This is a genomic window from Bacillus sp. FSL R5-0709, from assembly GCF_038004785.1.
In the GTDB taxonomy this organism is placed as follows: Bacteria; Bacillota; Bacilli; order Bacillales; family Bacillaceae_G; genus Bacillus_A; species Bacillus_A mycoides.
Genome location: NZ_JBBORT010000001.1, coordinates 3,261,209 through 3,277,975 on the forward strand (window position 1 = coordinate 3,261,209; position 16,767 = coordinate 3,277,975).

Genomic DNA, 16,767 nt, shown 5'->3' on the forward strand with positions numbered 1-16,767 from the left:
TCCTTATTAAAAAGACGGATCATTCTTTTGTTCTTCTACTAATGCACCTGTGCATCTAATACATGAGCTTGCGAATACATACAAACTCTTTATAAAGTCAACTCTACATATAGGACATCCTTTTTGTTACGATAACATCATATTCATATCTTCTGCTGCGGTTGTAATTAGTTTTAAACCGAATGTCTCTTGTAATACATCAAGCACACCAGGTGAAATAAATTCAGGTGCCTTTGGACCAATGCGAATATCTTGAATACCAAGGCTAAATAGCCCAAGTAAAATAGCAACCGCTTTTTGTTCAAACCATGATAAGACAATACTTACTGGCAATTCATTCACTTCACATTGGAAAGCATCTGCTAAAGCGGCCGCTATTTTCACTGTAGAAATTGAATCATTGCATTGTCCTAAATCAATGTAACGCGGAATCTCCGTACCAGGTACAACACCATAACTCACATCATTAAAGCGGAATTTCCCGCAAGAAGTTGTTAAAATAACCGTTTCTGGCGGAAGCGACGTTGCTAATTCACGATAATATTCTCCGCCTTTTCCCGGAGCATCACAACCTGCGATGACAAAGAAACGCTTAATCTTTCCTTCTTTTACTGCATTAATAATTTCCGGAGCTAATGATAATACTGTATTATGATGAAACCCTGTTACTAACTGCTCATCCGACTCCATATGTACTTCTGGAAGTTCAAGCGCTTTTTGAATCAATGGTGCAAAATCATCATTTTCAATTTTTTGTACACCCTCTAAACCTGCAATATCATATGAAAAGAATCGATCAGAGTATGATCCTTTAATTGGCATAACACAGTTCGTTGTAGCTAATATGGCACCTGTAAATTTTTCGAAAAGGCGTCGTTGATCATACCATGCCTTACCGATGTTTCCTTTTAAATGTTTATATTTTTTCAGTTGTGGATATCCGTGTGCTGGTAGCATTTCAGAATGCGTATAAATATTAATTTCTTTTCCTTCTGTTTGCTTTAATAACTCTTCTAATGCAAATAAATTATGACCAGTAACTACAATTGCCTTACCTTCTACATGGTTCTGCGTAATTTGAACAGGCTCCGGAACACCAAAGTGATTCGTATGTGCCTCATCTAATAACTCCATTACTCGTAAAGCCGATTTCCCTACTTTCATAGCCATATCAATATGTTCTTGTTCATTAAAGTTAGAATTTGTTAATGTCATATATAGCGCTTCTTGAGTTGTAGCATCTACAAATGCATCTGTATACCCTAGCTGCGCAGCATGCGTACGATAAGCCGCTATTCCTTTTAATCCGAACACAATCGTATCTTGTAAACTTGCAATTGTTTCATTCTTACCACAAACACCCATCACTTTACATCCGCCTGTTGGCGTTTGTTCACATTGATAACAAAACATATCATCCCACCCTCTCCCAATCATTCGTTACAAATTAAGCATAATACTCATTGAGAAAAAGGGATGTGATATCAATCACAATAATATATATAAATTTGTGCCAGTTCATATTGTTGACATAATATTTTTATTGACATCAAAAAAACATACAGAAAAATGGACAACTTTGTTGATGCTTTCAAATAGCTAGATAATTGATTTAGAGAACTATTAGCAACTAATAAGCATACAAAAACGCTATTCTATCATTCAACAGAAAGAATAGCGTTTTTTCATTTTGAAGAACTATCAATTTTTTGATTAAAGATTTTATAGGAAACCTCTTTATTTACAATACATTTACACCATCTTAACATTTTTTACATTATTTATATGATATATTTATATAGAAACTACTTAAGAAATTTCATGTACATTGTTATCTTTATGATCTCTTATTTAATTGATAAGAGGTCATGTTATATTTTTATAACAGGGGTGAATTAGGATGACTGAAACTTTAAAGACACTTATAATGCTTGATGTTACTTACGTTGTTATAGCAATTATGACGGTACTGGTATTTGTATATTTAGAATTAAAATCTCAGTAACATATTTAGGCGTAATCAATAGCTTCGGCATTTCAATATAGTTAAAAGAAAAAGAGGAGGAAATAGTTTTCTCCTCTCTTTTGTATTCCAAAAATTTCTTAAATCTACAATTCGCTTCATTATTACTTTATTTCTTGTTTCTTATTTCAACAAATTCAGTGTATGTAAAAGCAATCCTTTATCACCTATATCACCATGACCAGGTACTACTGAATTCGTATTTCCATATCGGTTCAATACATTCTCAATCGATATCGACCATTCATTTACATATGCATCAGCAACATTCCCTAAATCTTTAGCTTCCGCAGATTTCACTAAACAGCCTCCAGCTAAAATGTTGTATTGCGGTAACCATACGACAATATTATCTTCTGTATGCCCTTTCCCTGGATAGAACGTTTCTACTTTTATATTTCCAAACTTCATATTCGTAATTGTTTGTAAGTCTCCAAGTGGCTCTTCATATCCATTTTTCTTTGCTAGTTCCGCAGTTAATGCTGTACTATGCGCTTTAATGCCTCTTTCTTTCAACGTTTTTATCCCGCCAATTCGATCAGCATGCGCATGTGTAATAATGACATCCGTTACGCGCTTCTGAAATTTCTTTTCTACCATCTCTATTAGTTCCTTCGTTAACTTATCATCCCAAGAAGAATCGACAAGCACTAACCCTTTAGAAGTGTTAAGAACTAGACCGTTCGAAGGAACTGCTACTCCATTAAAATAACCTAACTCAGTATGAACCCATACATTTTTGTTTAACTGAGAAATTGAAATAGTTCCTGTCTCATTCTTTATTACTTTTTGCTCTAGCTTTTGTTCCGCTTTCACAGAAGAAATTGTGCTAACAAATTGAATTGTTCCTAGTAAACTAACACATACCCCTACTTTTAATAATATATTCTTTTTCATTTTCTCCACCCTTTCTTTCAAACTAAATAGTTATTTCCTATATTATACAATTCGTCTCAAATGTTTGTTCCATCTTTTTTTACATATTTTTCATACCATTAATAAAAAGCGCACAAAATTTTGTGCGCTTTTTAACCTTCCTTTTACCATTCACGTTTTTTATTAATCATCATTTTTTCTTCAAACGCCTTCTCTAAATCAATTTCTAACTTGTTTGCTAAATCACATACATTCCAAATTACATCAAACATTTCTAAACCAATCTCTCTTTTCGAATCTTGTATTTTATCACGCTTTAATATAACTTCCGCTAATTCACCTAATTCCGCCATCGCATACATCGTACGCTCTTCAATTGTTGTATCTTGAAATCCTTTTTCTTTACTGAAACTCGATACATATTGCTGGAATTCCGAAATATTCATATGTAATCTCCCTTCATCGTAAATATCTCATTTTTAATAAACTTAAAATCAAAAATGTATTTTGTTAAATTATAACATTCATACTATAATTTATTTATAGCCCTTTAACGGAGGTGTTCTCAATGACTCTCTTCGCTTCGCCATCATTATTCATACTAGCCATCATTTCATTTGCACTAGCTTATTTCATCGGAGTAAAACAATACACTTGGCTCTTATCAGGATTCAATGAACGCCGTGTACCTGACAAAGTGAAGTTATCAAAAATAGTTGGTCTTTATAATTTAATTGCTGGTGTTATTGCCACAATTGGCAGTGTCTTCATTACTCCTAATGTTAAAATTATATTTCCCATCATTATTATTGGCCACGTTATAATCGCTGCTTATGTAAATACACGTATGGTTCAGTAAAAAAAGACCATCCAATTGGATGATCTTTTTTATAACTTATCAACATATTGCTTCGCTTCTAACAATGAAAATCCAAAAGCCTCTCTTACTCTCTTAATTGCTGTAACTGTTTTTCCTTCTTCCACAAGCTGGCGTAATTCTTTATTAATTTCAGGTTCTCTATCTACAATTCCCATTTCTTTCGAAATTAATTGTAATCTATCTTCCATCCTCTTTAAACGCGTATCTGTTTTCTTTTCGATTTTATTTAATTTTTCAGCGAGATACATAAATCCAAAGGCCGCTATCGGTATGACAATCCAAAATTCCAAGACTGTTCCTCCTCACTAGCATTGTTTTATTTAAGTAATTTATGTAAATTTTACCACAGGACACATTTAATGTATAATAGTAATATACAACATTGTTGATAAAGTGAAACTTTAATCAGTGGGGGTTTTGTTCGTCCCCCACTGATTATTAGTCTTCACCAATCGGGTGTTTACGGGCAGCCCGACTCCCACCTAACTTCTTTGCCCCAGTCGAATTTTGAGGTGGGAGTTTTACTGCCCGTTAATGCGGGATAAAACCTTTTATTTTAGGGGACACTTTATGAAGAGATTTTTTAAGACGTTACTACAATTTGTAGTTCTTTCAATTGCACTACATTTGTTATTTGATATAGTTGGTTGGCTTGTTTTCAATGCACCAATTAAAAACAAACAAATCTTTATTTCCTTTATAACAGCCTCATGGCTTATGTACATGTACAGAGATAAATTTTTCAAAGCATTTACTTCGAATTAACTTAAACTAAGAAAACACTTCATCGATAAAAGATGAAGTGTTTTCCTTTTCTCTCTATTTACTACTGTATAATAAAGTTAATATTCTGTTTTTAAAAGAAAGGAGTCACTATGAACTTAAAAAGTAACAATATATATGAGAAAATGAACCAATATTCTGTTGCAGGGTTAAGCTTTGCCGTTATACGTGACGGTAAACTTGATGAAGCTACTGCTTTCGGAACACTTGAATCTGGAACAACTAGAACTGTCACTACGGATTCCATATTCAATTCTTGTTCTATTAGCAAATTCATCACTTCAATGCTTGTACTAACGTTATCAGATCAAGGAATCGTATATTTAGATGAAGACGTAAATGATAAACTCACATCTTGGAACATCCCTACCAATCTATTTACTTCACAGAAAAAAGTCACGCTGCGAAACTTATTAAGTCACCAATCTGGAATCATTGATCCTCCCAATAGTTTTGAACATTATAAGCTAGTGCAAGGAATACCTAAAATCCCTAAGCTCCTTGCTGGTAAAACATTATATTGCCCAGTACCTATAGAAGTAACTTATGCACCAGAAAGCCAATTCCACTACTCTGACGCAAATTTTTGTATTATCGAACTACTACTTGAAAATATAACTGGAAAACGATTCAACCTTTTACTTGAAGAATATATCTTTCAACCACTTCAACTGAAGAATAGTACGGTATTCCCTACTGAAGATATAAATAAATTAGATACATTTGCTTGTGGACATAATAAAGATGGCACCGTTACAAATGAGAAGTATCCATTTTATCCATTCGCAGCTGCTTCAGGCATTTGGACAACACCAACTGACTTATCAACTTTAATTATTGAAATCATTCAGTCCTTACAGGGAAATAGCAAACTGGAACTTTCTCAAAAAACAGTACAAGATATGATTTCTCCTCAAGGATGCACCAAATGGACTGGGTTAGGTGTTTTTCTAGAGTATTCTAATGAAGACTTACAAATTCATTCACTTGGCTGGGGTGTTGGATTTCAATGTATGATGGTATGTAATCCATACCGAGGTAATGGCGCTGTTATTATAACGAACTCGGATTTAGGTGTTCATCAAAAGGATGGGATTATTGGTGAGATTTTAAAAATGTTATCCTTATAATTAACGAAGTAAAACAAAGAAAGAAGCTGATTCTCCCAGCTTCTTTCTTTATATAACATTTTTCACCACAATTTTAATATGTTCTGGTGCGATAATTTCAGTTATACTTTCTTGGAAATCTTCATGCAGCAGTTCTTCAATATGCTCTAACTGCACTTCGACATGTGTGCATTCTAAATTATGTATGTTTAATAGTGCATAATGATCTTTCTTCTTAATTACTAAATATTGATTTTCTTCTGTTATGAGTACAGAACCTAATCGTATTCCTAGTAGACGTTGATCATCAAACTTCACAATTTTTTCCCCTTTCCAACTACGAATGTAATTACTATACAAAAAACCTAATTTAAGGAAAAGAATCTTATATAGACTATATCATAATTTACTAAAATATAAATATCATATTTTCTTTCAATAGAAATCCCCGTTTTTTTATATATTTCGATACAAAAAACTTTCTCAACAAAAAATTATAATTTTCAGTTTTTTATTTCATGAAAATCTATTATACTAAAGCTAATAAACGTTTGAAATGTTTGACCTCTCCTAATTCATGTACATATGGATGATCAGTAGCTGTTGCTACTGATCTATTTTTTGATTTCAGAAAGCAAATACACCGCATCCTTTCCTACACCACAAATAAGCGCAGAACCCCTTTGAGATTGCCACGGCAGTCCAATATAATACAATCCTCTTACTGGACTCATTCCCTTTGTATGATTAGGCAATCCATTCATATTCACTGCCTTTTCTATTTCAATCCATTTATAATCTTGAACAAAACCAGTGGACCATATAATACTTTGTGCACTATACGTGCCACCATTCTGAAACATAATATTATTTCCTGATGCACTTACCACTTTTCCCTGTAGTTTTATTGCTCCACTACGAATAAGTTCCTTACCTTCAAAACCAAAAATGGGATCCTTTCGCTTCTGAAACCACCTTCCTCTCTTTGTATGTATTTCGGCATACAATAAACCCATTTTTTCTAACCAATTAAAAATGCTTTTTCTAAAAAGATATAACGGTAAAAAGGTTAACGGATGACTTATAGCCATTGTAACTTCATGAGTTTTTGCAAGTTCTACTGCTATTTGCATGCCTGAATTCCCACCACCTACTACAAGTACTTTTCCCTTTGGAATTTGTAATGGTGATTTATATTGTGATGAATGTATTTGAAAAATATGTGATGAAAGATGTTGTGAAAATGAGGGGATGAATGGTTGCTGAAAACCACCTGATGCGATAATAACTTTTTTCGATTGTAAAATTTCTGTAGGAGTGTGTAATTCAAATATTTCTTTCTCTTTTCTTATTTTTAAAACTTGAGTCTGTAATTGTACCGGCAATTGAAAATACCTTGCATATTCTTCTAAATAAATTGCAATTTCATCTTTACATGGAAATCCACTCCCTTCTCCTTTTAATATCATACCTGGTAAACTACTATATTCCCTTGGTGTGAAGAGCTGCAAAGAATCATAGCGGTCTCTCCAAGAATCGCCAATTCGGTTTCCCGCCTCAAGTAATAAGAAACTATATCCTTCCTGCTTCAAGTAGTATCCCATTGTTAATCCAGCTTGACCAGCTCCAACGATAATTATATCTTTCATTCCAATTCCTCCTTCTCACAAACACATGAATACATGTTCATATGTTCATACGTTTCCATAATCATAACATTTTATTTTTTTATAATTCAATATCTATCCAAAATAAAAAAGAGCAGTTCACTATAAAGTAAACTCCCCTTAATATGTATCATCTCGTTACTCATTAATATTTCAATTGTCCCCAAAGGATCTAACGGCCCATACACACTATCACCTAAATTTATTATCATTTCGAATATCTTTTAATACCGCCTTTAAAGCGTGACTATTCCCATTAATATCTGAAATCATCGCTATTTTTCTCTTCATTGTAACCCCTACTTTGATAAATTATTTATAACACCTCAATTTCTAAACCCTTTCCTCATAAAATGTAATTCTATTTGAGAACGGATCAATCACAGTTAATTCAATTGTATCCCAAGGTGTTCTCTCTATATCAGGTTTTGAATACGCATAATCTTTACTTGATAAAATAGCATAATAACTTTTTAAATCCTCTATTTTCACACGAATTGCACCGCCTGGTGAAGCATCCCCATGATGTTCAGATAGATGTATTACAGTATCATTTAACGAAATTTGCATATATAATGGCATATTTTCCTCATACCGATGTTCCCAATCCAGTTTAAACCCTAAAAAATTCAAGTAAAATAACTGAGCCTTTTCAATATCAAAAATTCTAAATATAGGTGTAATCATTTATAATACCCTCCTATTTATAAACATCCGCCGCCAATTCCCGCAAAACATCTACATTCATCACTTCAAAGCAACCATTATTTTTCTTTATAATTTCTTTATCACAAAAAACATTTAATGTACGTAATAAATGCCGATAACTCGTCCCTAACAATTCAGCTATTTCCGTTAAATTCCCACTAAACACAATTCTATTTCCGTGCTGAACCGCCCGTTCCCCTGCTGCTAACATGTAACTCGCAAGTCGATTTTCAAGTGGATACAGTAAATTAATTGTACTATTTTTTGAAAGTCGATTTAATTTATGGGCTAAAGAACCGCAAATACATCTTAAAAATTTCGCATCATGAAATAATTGGTTTCTCACTTTCCCTAAAGGTAGCCCAACACAATATGAGTCTGCCATAACTTGTACGTTTGAATTGATTCTTTGAGAGTGAATTAACTCTACATCTCCTAGCAACTGCAAACTGTCATAAAAACATAATAATACAGATTTCCCGTTACTTAATGTGTTAAACGCTTTCGCTTTTCCTTCAACAAAGAAATATAAATAATCTATCTCTTCGTTTTCTCTGCAAATGAACTCATTCTTTTTAAAAAATATAAGTTCCATATATGGTTTCATATCACTACTAAAAAATGAATCAATATTATTTTGTTTCATATACTCTGCTAATTTATTAGAATTACATACTTTCTTCATAGTCCCCCACCTTTACAACTCATCCCAATTGTAAACAAAATTTTCTTCTTTCACTATGACATATGTCATAGTAATACACAATTTCAGCATGATACAGTCATTACAAATATGAAATATAAAAAGGGGATATTACATTGTATAACTTTCTTTCTGTCTTTATTGGTGTCCTTATTGCCATTATGCTCCCATTGAATGGGATTTTATCTGAAATAATCGGTAATTATACAGCGAGTGTTGTCATTCATCTTGTCGGTTTAATAGCAGTTATTTTCGTTTTAATCCTTAACAAAAATAAAATCCATTTTGATAAAGGTATTCCACTTTTTTTATATAGCGCTGGGGCAATTGGAGTATTCACTGTTCTTTTTAATAATATAAGTTTCTCTGCTCTTGGTGCCTCTATTACGATTGCATTAAGCTTACTTGGTCAATCCATCGCTTCCATAGTTATTGATCATTTTGGTTTATTAGGAATGAAAGTTTCGAAGTTTGATAAGAAAAAATTAATTGGATTATTATTCATCTCTTCTGGAATTATAGTCATGACAATTTATTAATGGAGGCAAGAAAATGTTATATATTTGTATCGCTATTTTAGCTGGTGTTTCTATCGTTGTTGCTAGAATTATTAACGCGAATTTAGCAAAGGAAATTGGAAATTGGGAAGGCACATTTTTCAATTATATTACTGGATTATTTTTCTCCATGTTATTTTTAATTTTCAGTTCAGATTCGTTGTATATTTCTAGTCATACGTTACAATCCATACCTATCGCTGTATACTTAGGCGGATTAGTAGGCGTTATCGTCATCTCATTATCAAACTATATTACTCCTAAAATATCAGCATTTTATTTAACATTACTCATCTTTATCGGACAATTGTTTACGGGGACTATCATCGATTTCTTCCTGTCACACGAACTATCAACCGGAAAAATTATCGGTGGAATTCTCGTATTAATAGGGCTCACTTACAATTTACTCGTTGATCGCCCTATAAAAACCGTGAAGCATAACCACGTTCAACTATAATACTTTACGCTTACCTATCATATATTAATAGAAAAGCTCTTCACATGAAGCCATAGAGAGGAGAATACCCTATTAAGAAAATCATTTTATTGATAGGTAGCGCATTGATTGTTTTTGGAACCGTATGGTTTTTAAACTCTGGAAAATCTATTCAAGATCTCTATACAGCAAGTAAACCAAAGAAGAAAGCTACTATTATTTCAACTCAAAGAGACCCAAATGCACCTCCTGTTTTTTTAGGAAAGCAGGAAATAAAAGATATACATGTAGAGTCGCTTAAGACAAAAAAATCTATCTTCCTTACAAAAACAGATGAATTAAAAACATTCATTAACAGTATGGATACAGCAAAAAAAGGCGATTTAACGCTAGATGAAGAAGGTTCTGATTTAGTAGATTGTAACATGTGGATTACTTTCCAAGATGGAACTTATAAACAATATTTAATTTGGATAGTAGATAACAACAGTAGTGAAGTTATGATTGCCCATCAAAACACTCCTGATGACGTAGACCTTACTTATTATCAATTAAATGAAGGTAATTCAAAAAAAGTATATAACTTATTTAAAAAGGTTATTTAATAGAAAAAGTCATGAGCTACTAGGCCCATGACTTTTTCTATTTATATATATTCAGGGAACACTTTACAACTCTTTTCCTGCTCTATATCATGTCCAAAGAAAACAATTGGGTTCTCTTTCCTAACAACTTCTTTTAAACGTTTAATTGAAGATAAAGCTAATTCCGAATCAAATCCAGCGAACGGCACTTCATCTTCAAAATTTTCTTTCGTATAAGATGCATCAATCGTTAATAACACAGGACCGGATTTTTCTGTCTCAATTAATAGCGACTGATGCCCCGGAGTATGTCCTGGTGTATACAATAATTGAACTCCTGGTACGACTTCATAATCCCCTTCAATGATCTTGTATTTCAAATTCGGCAATATACATTCTTTCATATATTCTTCACTATATTGTGCCGCCTCGTATTCAGCACGCTGCACAATAATCGGTGTATTTGTAAAAGCACCATTTCCTCCTGCATGATCAAAATGTAAGTGAGAACTAATAATATACAGAAGATCTTCCGGTTCATATCCAACGCGTTTTAAAATATTTACGATTCTATCTTCTTCAGTCATTTTTGGTAAAATCTGTCCTTCAACAAATGTACCGTTAAAAAGATCTTCGTTATTAACCGCACTTTCTGGCATACCTGTATCTACTAAAATAGGCCCCTCTTCTGTCTCCAATAAATAGCACCATACAGGTAAGTTCAATAAATCCCCCGGTGTGAGCGTACTATTAACAGACGAATGATCCAACATACAACGACCTGCTGGGACGAAATAAAGCTTCTTTACTGTCATTATGTATCCACCTTTTCATTTAGTTTTGGATAAAACAATACAGTAAAAAATTCTTCCTACTAGAAATAAACTCCTTCTCTTCTTCCATTGTTTCAACTATTATTTTTAGGTTGTTCACACATTCTTCATTACAGTATTACTCATCATTTTTTAATTTCCGAATAGCAAAAAACAATAACCTAGCTGTGATATAACATATAGCAATACCTACAAAACTAATACTAACTCCATTTTGTTGAATAGCCATCACTTTTAAGATATCTAAATTTAATACGTGACCAATTAACGAATACATTATAATAATTGCCATTACGATTACATAATCACTTTTTCTTAGTTTCGCTGTCATTAGTCATTCACCTCGCATTATTTTTTATACTAATTGCATATCATTTGTCAGAATTTTAAAACCAATCCAATGACAGTATAAAAATGAGTGTACTTTTTTACATAACAACCTTTCTGCATCTATAATAAAAGAGAAAAAGACTCTTACTTTAATGGAGGGAATAAAAATGAAAGCAATTGGTTTACATGAATACTTACCTATTGAAGAAGAAAACAGTTTAATTGATATTGAAGTTGAAAGACCTGTTGCCACAGGAAGAGATATACTTGTAAAGATTAACGCTATTTCCGTTAATCCAGTTGATACAAAAGTTCGATCTCTGAAAGATAAAAAAGAAGATATAGCAAAAATACTTGGCTGGGATGCTAGCGGTGTTGTCGTGCAAACTGGCGATGGTTGTACGTTATTTAAAGAAGGCGATGAAGTGTTTTACGCTGGAAGCATTACAAGGCAAGGTACATACAGTGAATACCATTTAGTTGATGAAAGAATTGTTGGTAAAAAACCAAAAACGTTAAGTGATGCTGAATCTGCAGCACTTCCTTTAACAGCCATTACCGCATGGGAAGGTTTGTTTGAACGTTTAGGGATTGATTATAATAAGAAAGATGAAAATTCATTTAAAAACATTTTAATTATCGGCGGAGCTGGTGGTGTTGGCTCGATTGCTATTCAGTTAGCTAAATGGGCTGGACTAAACGTAATCGCAACCGCATCCCGCAACGAAACTATACACTGGGTGGAAAAATTCGGTGCCGATTATATAGTTAATCATCACCAACCTTTAAAAGATCAAATATTAGAATTTGGGCTAAAAGATGTAGATTATATCTTCTGCTTAAACAATACTGATCAGCATTGGCACGCGATGGGTGACATCATTAAACCACAAGGTAAAATTTGCTCTATCGTAGAAAATGAACACCCTCTTGAGATGGGAATTTTAAAAAGTAAAAGTGCTACATTCGTTTGGGAGTTTATGTTTACAAAAGCGATGTATGAAACTGGTGATATGAGTACGCAGCACGAACTATTAAATAAAGTAAGCGAACTATTAGATGAAGGCATTTTAAAGACTACATTAAATGAAACATTCACACCAATTAACGCTGAAAACGTAAAGAAAGCACATGCACAACTTGAAAGTGGGCGTACAATTGGAAAGATCGTTTTAGAGAAATTTTAATAATAAAAAGTCCGATTTCTAAACGGGAAATCGGACTTTTTACTATCTTTATTTACTTGAAATCTCTTGATCATTTTGAACATCTAACGGAGGTCGTTTCCCTATTCCGAAAGCATAGAAACTAATTGTGACGATAGCTAAGAAAACAATACCTACAACTAATGAAATACGCGTATCATCGTTAAACCACATTCCGATTAATACCATAATTAAAAAGGCAATTGTCAAATAGTTTGTAACAGGAGCAAATGGCATTTTGAATGGATGATCTTTCATCTCTGCTCCTTTTTCTTTTCTAAAATTAATTTGACTAATTAAAATGACAAACCATGGCACCATACCAGGAAGTACACTCGCACTATATACATATACGAATAAGTTTTTTGGTGCAATATAACTTAAAACAACACCAACCGCTAAACCGATAATTACACCAACTGTACCGAATAAAGGTACACCGTTATTAGAGATCTTCGTAAAGTATTTCGGTGCTTGTCCATTTACTCCTAGTGTATAAAGCATACGTCCAGCACTATAAATACCACTGTTACAACCAGACATTGCGGCTGTAATAACAACGAAGTTAATAAGTCCCGCAGCTGCCGTAATACCAACTTTCGCAAAAGTTGCTACGAACGGACTACCAATTGAACTTAATTGATCCCAAGGATAAACAGTTACAATAACGAAAATAGCACCAATATAGAAAATTAAAATACGCCAAATTGTACTTTGAATTGCTCTAGTAAGTGTCTTCTTCGGATCTTTCGCTTCACCAGCAGTAATCCCGATTAATTCCACACCTTGATACGCTCCAACTACAAGTGATAATGCAAAGAAGAATCCTGAAAAACCACCTGTAAAGAAACCGCCGTTTGCCCAAAGATTAGATATGCCGATTGCTTCTCCTCCATTCCCAATTCCGAAGAAAATGAGGCCGAATCCGGCAATAATCATTAATAAAATCGTAACGATTTTGATCATCGCAAACCAAAATTCAAATTCACCAAATGACTTAACAGAAATTAAGTTAGCCGCACCAAGAATAACCATCGCGATAATACCAGGTATCCAAGCCGGTAAATCCGGGAACCAATATTTCATATACGCTCCAACTGCGATAATCTCTGACATCCCAACAATAACCCACTGGAACCAGTTACTCCACGCTGTCATATAACCAGCTAACGGATGAATATATTTGTGACCAAATGTCGCAAATGAACCTGTGCTTGGCTCCATATACAACATTTCTCCCATGGCACGCATAATGAAGAAGATGAAAACACCTGCGATTGCATATGCAAGCATTACTGACGGACCTGTCCATTTAATCGTGCTGGCTGACCCCATAAACAAACCAACACCAATTGTTCCGCCTAAAGCAATCATTTGAATATGACGTGCTTCTAAACCTCGTTTCAATTCTTTGTTTGCCACTTCATTTCCCCCTCTTAGATGATTCATAGCCGCATTTAAAGTAAGATGGTGTACCCTAATTCCTTTCGGCCCTGAAAATGATGAAACAAACGTCATTTTAGACTAACTTTAAAGCTATCCTAAAATCTCATTTTGCCTCTTATAAAATTTCCCAAACCCCTCATCTTCCTATTTTCTATAAAATTTAAAATTGCTCACTTCATATTAATTCATTTATCTGAAAAGTTCAATTATTTTTTCAGTAAATTATTATATATTAGTTTGATTAATTTTTAACTAAATTAACAATAAAATACATCTATTCAATATGATTCCGGTATGAATGTTATTACAATATAAATAACCGAGGAGATCTTATCTACCTCGGTTTCATACCGCATATACTTCACTATTTATAGTTTGTACCGTAATTGCTTACACATGCGATTAACACCTCTCACATAAATTTAATATATTAGTAAAACAACAAAGTCACTAGCTTCTACATCTCTTATTTATCCCGTTCTCACAACTAAAAATTCTCTATCCCATCTCCTACTTTAAGAAAAATATAACTACACTTAAAACAATCAACAATACACCGGAAAGAGGAAAACTCTTCTCCTCAGCTTTTATCTTTTCCTTAATAATACCTTTAATTTTTGTCTTTATATCCTCTGGGCATTTTCTAAATAAAATATTAGTTGTATGTAATGGTCTATTCAATATTCGAATTTTAACAGGAGATCCTGATAAATATATATTATTTTTATCCAATGTAAATTCTATGTTCGCTTCGGTTAACCCGTCTTTCACTAATATATTCACTCGGCTAGAAGCTAGATTAAATACCGTATAATCGTTAAAAGCGAGCCCTCTAATCTCGAAATGTGAGTATATAAGAATAAAAGTTATCAGCAACAAACATAGTATCAATATGGTTTTTGTTAACGAAAGTTGCTCTAATACGTAGGAAGATGTTGTCATATAAGCACAAAGAATGCCATTAAATTACAAAGATAGTGGTTTAAAATGAAAGTATTTCTTACAACTATAATAAGTCCGGAAATGATTAGTAGAGCGCATACTAGATTCATTAACATATTTTTACCCTCCCTAAAAACTATAACTATACAATTTTTTCATATTTTAACATTAATTACATATTCATACCTATAGTTATTTTCATAAAATATAAAAGAGTCTCATTAAAAAATGAGACTCTTTTACCATTTCATATTTAAATCGTTTTTGAAGTTTGTTTACCAAAAATAAACACTTTAGTAAATACCATCATGATAACTACTATAGCCAGAAAATAAAGCGGCATCACCATTAACGAGCCCGTATGAAGCTGACTCATTCCCCAAATTGTCATCGTTACAATTACATAGTAGCCTAAGCTAAACAATGCTCCAGCTGTACCAATGACATCTTGAAAATCTACTAATGCTAAACTTAAACAGTTAGGCAATGCTACCCCAATTCCTAATAGCAATATAAACATCGCTACTAAAAATCCAATCATATATATTATGTTTGGATTTGATCCAAATGAATTAATAACAGTTAAGAAGATAGCTCCTCCTGTCATTACAAGACAACCGATATATATAATTTTCTCTGGTTTATAAGTAGCAAGTAACCGCTTTGAAACTTTCGCCCCAATAATAGAAGCGGAAGCAACAACAATTCCTAGAAATCCGTACATACTAGGCGATAACTGAAAGTATTCAATAAAGATAAACGGCGCTTCTGCATAGTAGCTAAATAAAACACCATTCGCTCCTCCAATTAATACCCCATATGTTACTACTTTCGGATTTGTAATCAACCGTTTTAATACAGAAAATACATTTATTTTATCCGTTACTGATTCCGTTTTTGTTTCCGGAAGAGAAACAAACGTATATAACAAAATCCCAACACTCATAACAACTAAACTTAAAAATACTATTTTAAATCCAAACATTTGATCAAGAAAGCCCCCAATTAGTGGACCTATCGCTGGTGTAAAAGCAATGACTGCCGAAATTTGAGCAAACATAACATGACGTTTATGCCCCTCTACACTTTCACGAAGAATCGTTTGTGTCACAACTGAACCAGCACTTGCTCCAAATGCTTGAATAAAACGACTAAACAATAAAAATTCAATAGAATTTGCAATATAGCATAAGAAACTTCCAGCGCCATATACTACAATTCCAAATAACATTGCTGGGCGACGACCAATTATATCTGATAACCATCCAATAAAAAATACACCTAAAGCAAATCCAGCAAAATAAACACTAAGCGTTAACTGTACCTCATTATTACTTACGTGCAACGCCTTTGAAATATCCGGTAAAGACGGTGTGTAAATTGTTTCACTAATTTGCGGAAATGCCACAAGAATAATCATTAACCAAAGTGATGGTACTGAGACTTTTTTCACTTTTAATACCCTCCTATAACTTTGAAAATCTCAGAAATGAATAGACTTTCCTTAGCTATGGAACAGGAGGGGCCATTATAGAAATTCGATCATAAAACAACAAAGAAAACACCTCAATTACGCATGTTAATACTTATAGGAGGGTAATATTAACATTGATTTTAAAATATAGTCTTTCAATTATATGATAGGTTGTGTTCATTTTCTAGTGTTCATAATCTGAATATTT

General features: G+C 33.1%; 19 protein-coding genes and 2 pseudogenes. 7 read left to right on the plus strand and 14 right to left on the minus strand.

What is annotated here, in order from left to right; translation table 11 throughout:
• Positions 1 to 126: 126 nt before the first annotated feature.
• From hcp to MKX37_RS16670, 3 genes are all read right to left on the minus strand, one after another.
• Positions 127 to 1,413, minus strand: coding sequence for a hydroxylamine reductase (hcp, locus tag MKX37_RS16660; protein ID WP_078422449.1), 1,287 nt, complete (start codon positions 1,411 to 1,413; stop codon positions 127 to 129).
• A 733-nt stretch (positions 1,414 to 2,146) separates the two neighbouring features.
• Entirely contained in the window at positions 2,147 to 2,920 is a 774-nt protein-coding gene (bla2, locus tag MKX37_RS16665; protein ID WP_002128375.1) for a BcII family subclass B1 metallo-beta-lactamase, read from the minus strand.
• A 143-nt stretch (positions 2,921 to 3,063) separates the two neighbouring features.
• On the minus strand, positions 3,064 to 3,345 hold the full coding sequence (locus MKX37_RS16670) for a MazG nucleotide pyrophosphohydrolase domain-containing protein (protein ID WP_012261329.1): 282 nt from the start codon (positions 3,343 to 3,345) through the stop codon (positions 3,064 to 3,066).
• Between the two features lie 122 nt (positions 3,346 to 3,467).
• Here MKX37_RS16670 and MKX37_RS16675 point away from each other — a divergent pair, with 122 nt between their 5' ends.
• A complete protein-coding gene (locus tag MKX37_RS16675) occupies positions 3,468 to 3,758 on the plus strand; it encodes a DUF3784 domain-containing protein (protein ID WP_002190266.1) in 291 nt (96 codons plus the stop codon).
• 29 nt (positions 3,759 to 3,787) lie between these two features.
• Here MKX37_RS16675 and MKX37_RS16680 read toward each other — a convergent pair whose 3' ends face one another.
• The gene (locus MKX37_RS16680; protein WP_002128376.1) at positions 3,788 to 4,069 is read right to left on the minus strand and encodes a hypothetical protein; all 282 of its coding nucleotides are present in this window, start codon (positions 4,067 to 4,069) and stop codon (positions 3,788 to 3,790) included.
• A 280-nt stretch (positions 4,070 to 4,349) separates the two neighbouring features.
• Between MKX37_RS16680 and MKX37_RS16685 the strand changes: the two genes are divergently transcribed.
• Positions 4,350 to 4,544: a hypothetical protein gene (locus tag MKX37_RS16685; protein ID WP_002087600.1), complete on the plus strand. Its 195-nt coding sequence runs from the start codon at positions 4,350 to 4,352 to the stop codon at positions 4,542 to 4,544.
• 110 nt (positions 4,545 to 4,654) lie between these two features.
• Positions 4,655 to 5,692, plus strand: a complete 1,038-nt coding sequence (locus MKX37_RS16690) for a serine hydrolase domain-containing protein (RefSeq protein ID WP_002185284.1) — start codon at positions 4,655 to 4,657, stop codon at positions 5,690 to 5,692.
• A 48-nt stretch (positions 5,693 to 5,740) separates the two neighbouring features.
• On the opposite strand, the gene MKX37_RS16695 is transcribed toward MKX37_RS16690, so the two are convergent.
• The 5 genes and pseudogenes from MKX37_RS16695 to yeiL all read right to left on the minus strand — a co-directional run bounded on the left by MKX37_RS16695 (position 5,741) and on the right by yeiL (position 8,731).
• Entirely contained in the window at positions 5,741 to 5,989 is a 249-nt protein-coding gene (locus tag MKX37_RS16695) for a hypothetical protein (RefSeq protein ID WP_002087603.1), read from the minus strand.
• A 296-nt stretch (positions 5,990 to 6,285) separates the two neighbouring features.
• The gene (locus MKX37_RS16700; RefSeq protein ID WP_002128378.1) at positions 6,286 to 7,320 is read right to left on the minus strand and encodes a flavin-containing monooxygenase; all 1,035 of its coding nucleotides are present in this window, start codon (positions 7,318 to 7,320) and stop codon (positions 6,286 to 6,288) included.
• A 131-nt stretch (positions 7,321 to 7,451) separates the two neighbouring features.
• Positions 7,452 to 7,629 (minus strand): annotated as a pseudogene (locus MKX37_RS16705) (metallophosphoesterase family protein); the annotation flags it as partial.
• A gap of 42 nt (positions 7,630 to 7,671) precedes the next feature.
• Positions 7,672 to 8,025 carry a glyoxalase superfamily protein gene (locus MKX37_RS16710; RefSeq protein ID WP_002014124.1) on the minus strand — a complete coding sequence of 118 codons (354 nt, stop codon included), beginning with the start codon at positions 8,023 to 8,025 and terminating at the stop codon, positions 7,672 to 7,674.
• 13 nt (positions 8,026 to 8,038) lie between these two features.
• A complete protein-coding gene (yeiL, locus tag MKX37_RS16715) occupies positions 8,039 to 8,731 on the minus strand; it encodes a transcriptional regulator YeiL (protein WP_002033401.1) in 693 nt (230 codons plus the stop codon).
• 134 nt (positions 8,732 to 8,865) lie between these two features.
• On the opposite strand from yeiL, the gene MKX37_RS16720 reads away from it, so the two are divergent.
• The 3 genes from MKX37_RS16720 (at position 8,866) to MKX37_RS16730 (ending at position 10,350) form a co-directional block, all read left to right on the plus strand.
• Entirely contained in the window at positions 8,866 to 9,288 is a 423-nt protein-coding gene (locus tag MKX37_RS16720; protein ID WP_002128381.1) for a DMT family transporter, read from the plus strand.
• Between the two features lie 13 nt (positions 9,289 to 9,301).
• A complete protein-coding gene (locus MKX37_RS16725; protein WP_002014128.1) occupies positions 9,302 to 9,766 on the plus strand; it encodes a DMT family transporter in 465 nt (154 codons plus the stop codon).
• 104 nt (positions 9,767 to 9,870) lie between these two features.
• Complete coding sequence (locus MKX37_RS16730) at positions 9,871 to 10,350, plus strand: hypothetical protein (protein ID WP_002128384.1); 480 nt, start codon at positions 9,871 to 9,873, stop codon at positions 10,348 to 10,350.
• A gap of 41 nt (positions 10,351 to 10,391) precedes the next feature.
• Here the strand turns inward: MKX37_RS16730 and aiiA are convergent, their stop codons facing one another.
• A complete protein-coding gene (aiiA, locus tag MKX37_RS16735) occupies positions 10,392 to 11,144 on the minus strand; it encodes a quorum-quenching N-acyl homoserine lactonase AiiA (protein WP_002167900.1) in 753 nt (250 codons plus the stop codon).
• Between the two features lie 136 nt (positions 11,145 to 11,280).
• The gene (locus MKX37_RS16740) at positions 11,281 to 11,493 is read right to left on the minus strand and encodes a hypothetical protein (protein WP_002128386.1); all 213 of its coding nucleotides are present in this window, start codon (positions 11,491 to 11,493) and stop codon (positions 11,281 to 11,283) included.
• A gap of 166 nt (positions 11,494 to 11,659) precedes the next feature.
• Here MKX37_RS16740 and MKX37_RS16745 point away from each other — a divergent pair, with 166 nt between their 5' ends.
• On the plus strand, positions 11,660 to 12,679 hold the full coding sequence (locus MKX37_RS16745) for a zinc-binding alcohol dehydrogenase family protein (RefSeq protein ID WP_078422208.1): 1,020 nt from the start codon (positions 11,660 to 11,662) through the stop codon (positions 12,677 to 12,679).
• A 48-nt stretch (positions 12,680 to 12,727) separates the two neighbouring features.
• On the opposite strand, the gene MKX37_RS16750 is transcribed toward MKX37_RS16745, so the two are convergent.
• The 3 genes and pseudogenes from MKX37_RS16750 to MKX37_RS16760 all read right to left on the minus strand — a co-directional run bounded on the left by MKX37_RS16750 (position 12,728) and on the right by MKX37_RS16760 (position 16,538).
• A complete protein-coding gene (locus MKX37_RS16750; protein WP_002167898.1) occupies positions 12,728 to 14,119 on the minus strand; it encodes an amino acid permease in 1,392 nt (463 codons plus the stop codon).
• Between the two features lie 534 nt (positions 14,120 to 14,653).
• A pseudogene (locus tag MKX37_RS16755) lies at positions 14,654 to 15,201 on the minus strand (hypothetical protein).
• Between the two features lie 137 nt (positions 15,202 to 15,338).
• Positions 15,339 to 16,538 (minus strand): multidrug effflux MFS transporter, encoded by a 1,200-nt coding sequence (locus tag MKX37_RS16760; protein ID WP_078206652.1) that lies wholly within the window; start codon positions 16,536 to 16,538, stop codon positions 15,339 to 15,341.
• Positions 16,539 to 16,767 lie beyond the last annotated feature (229 nt).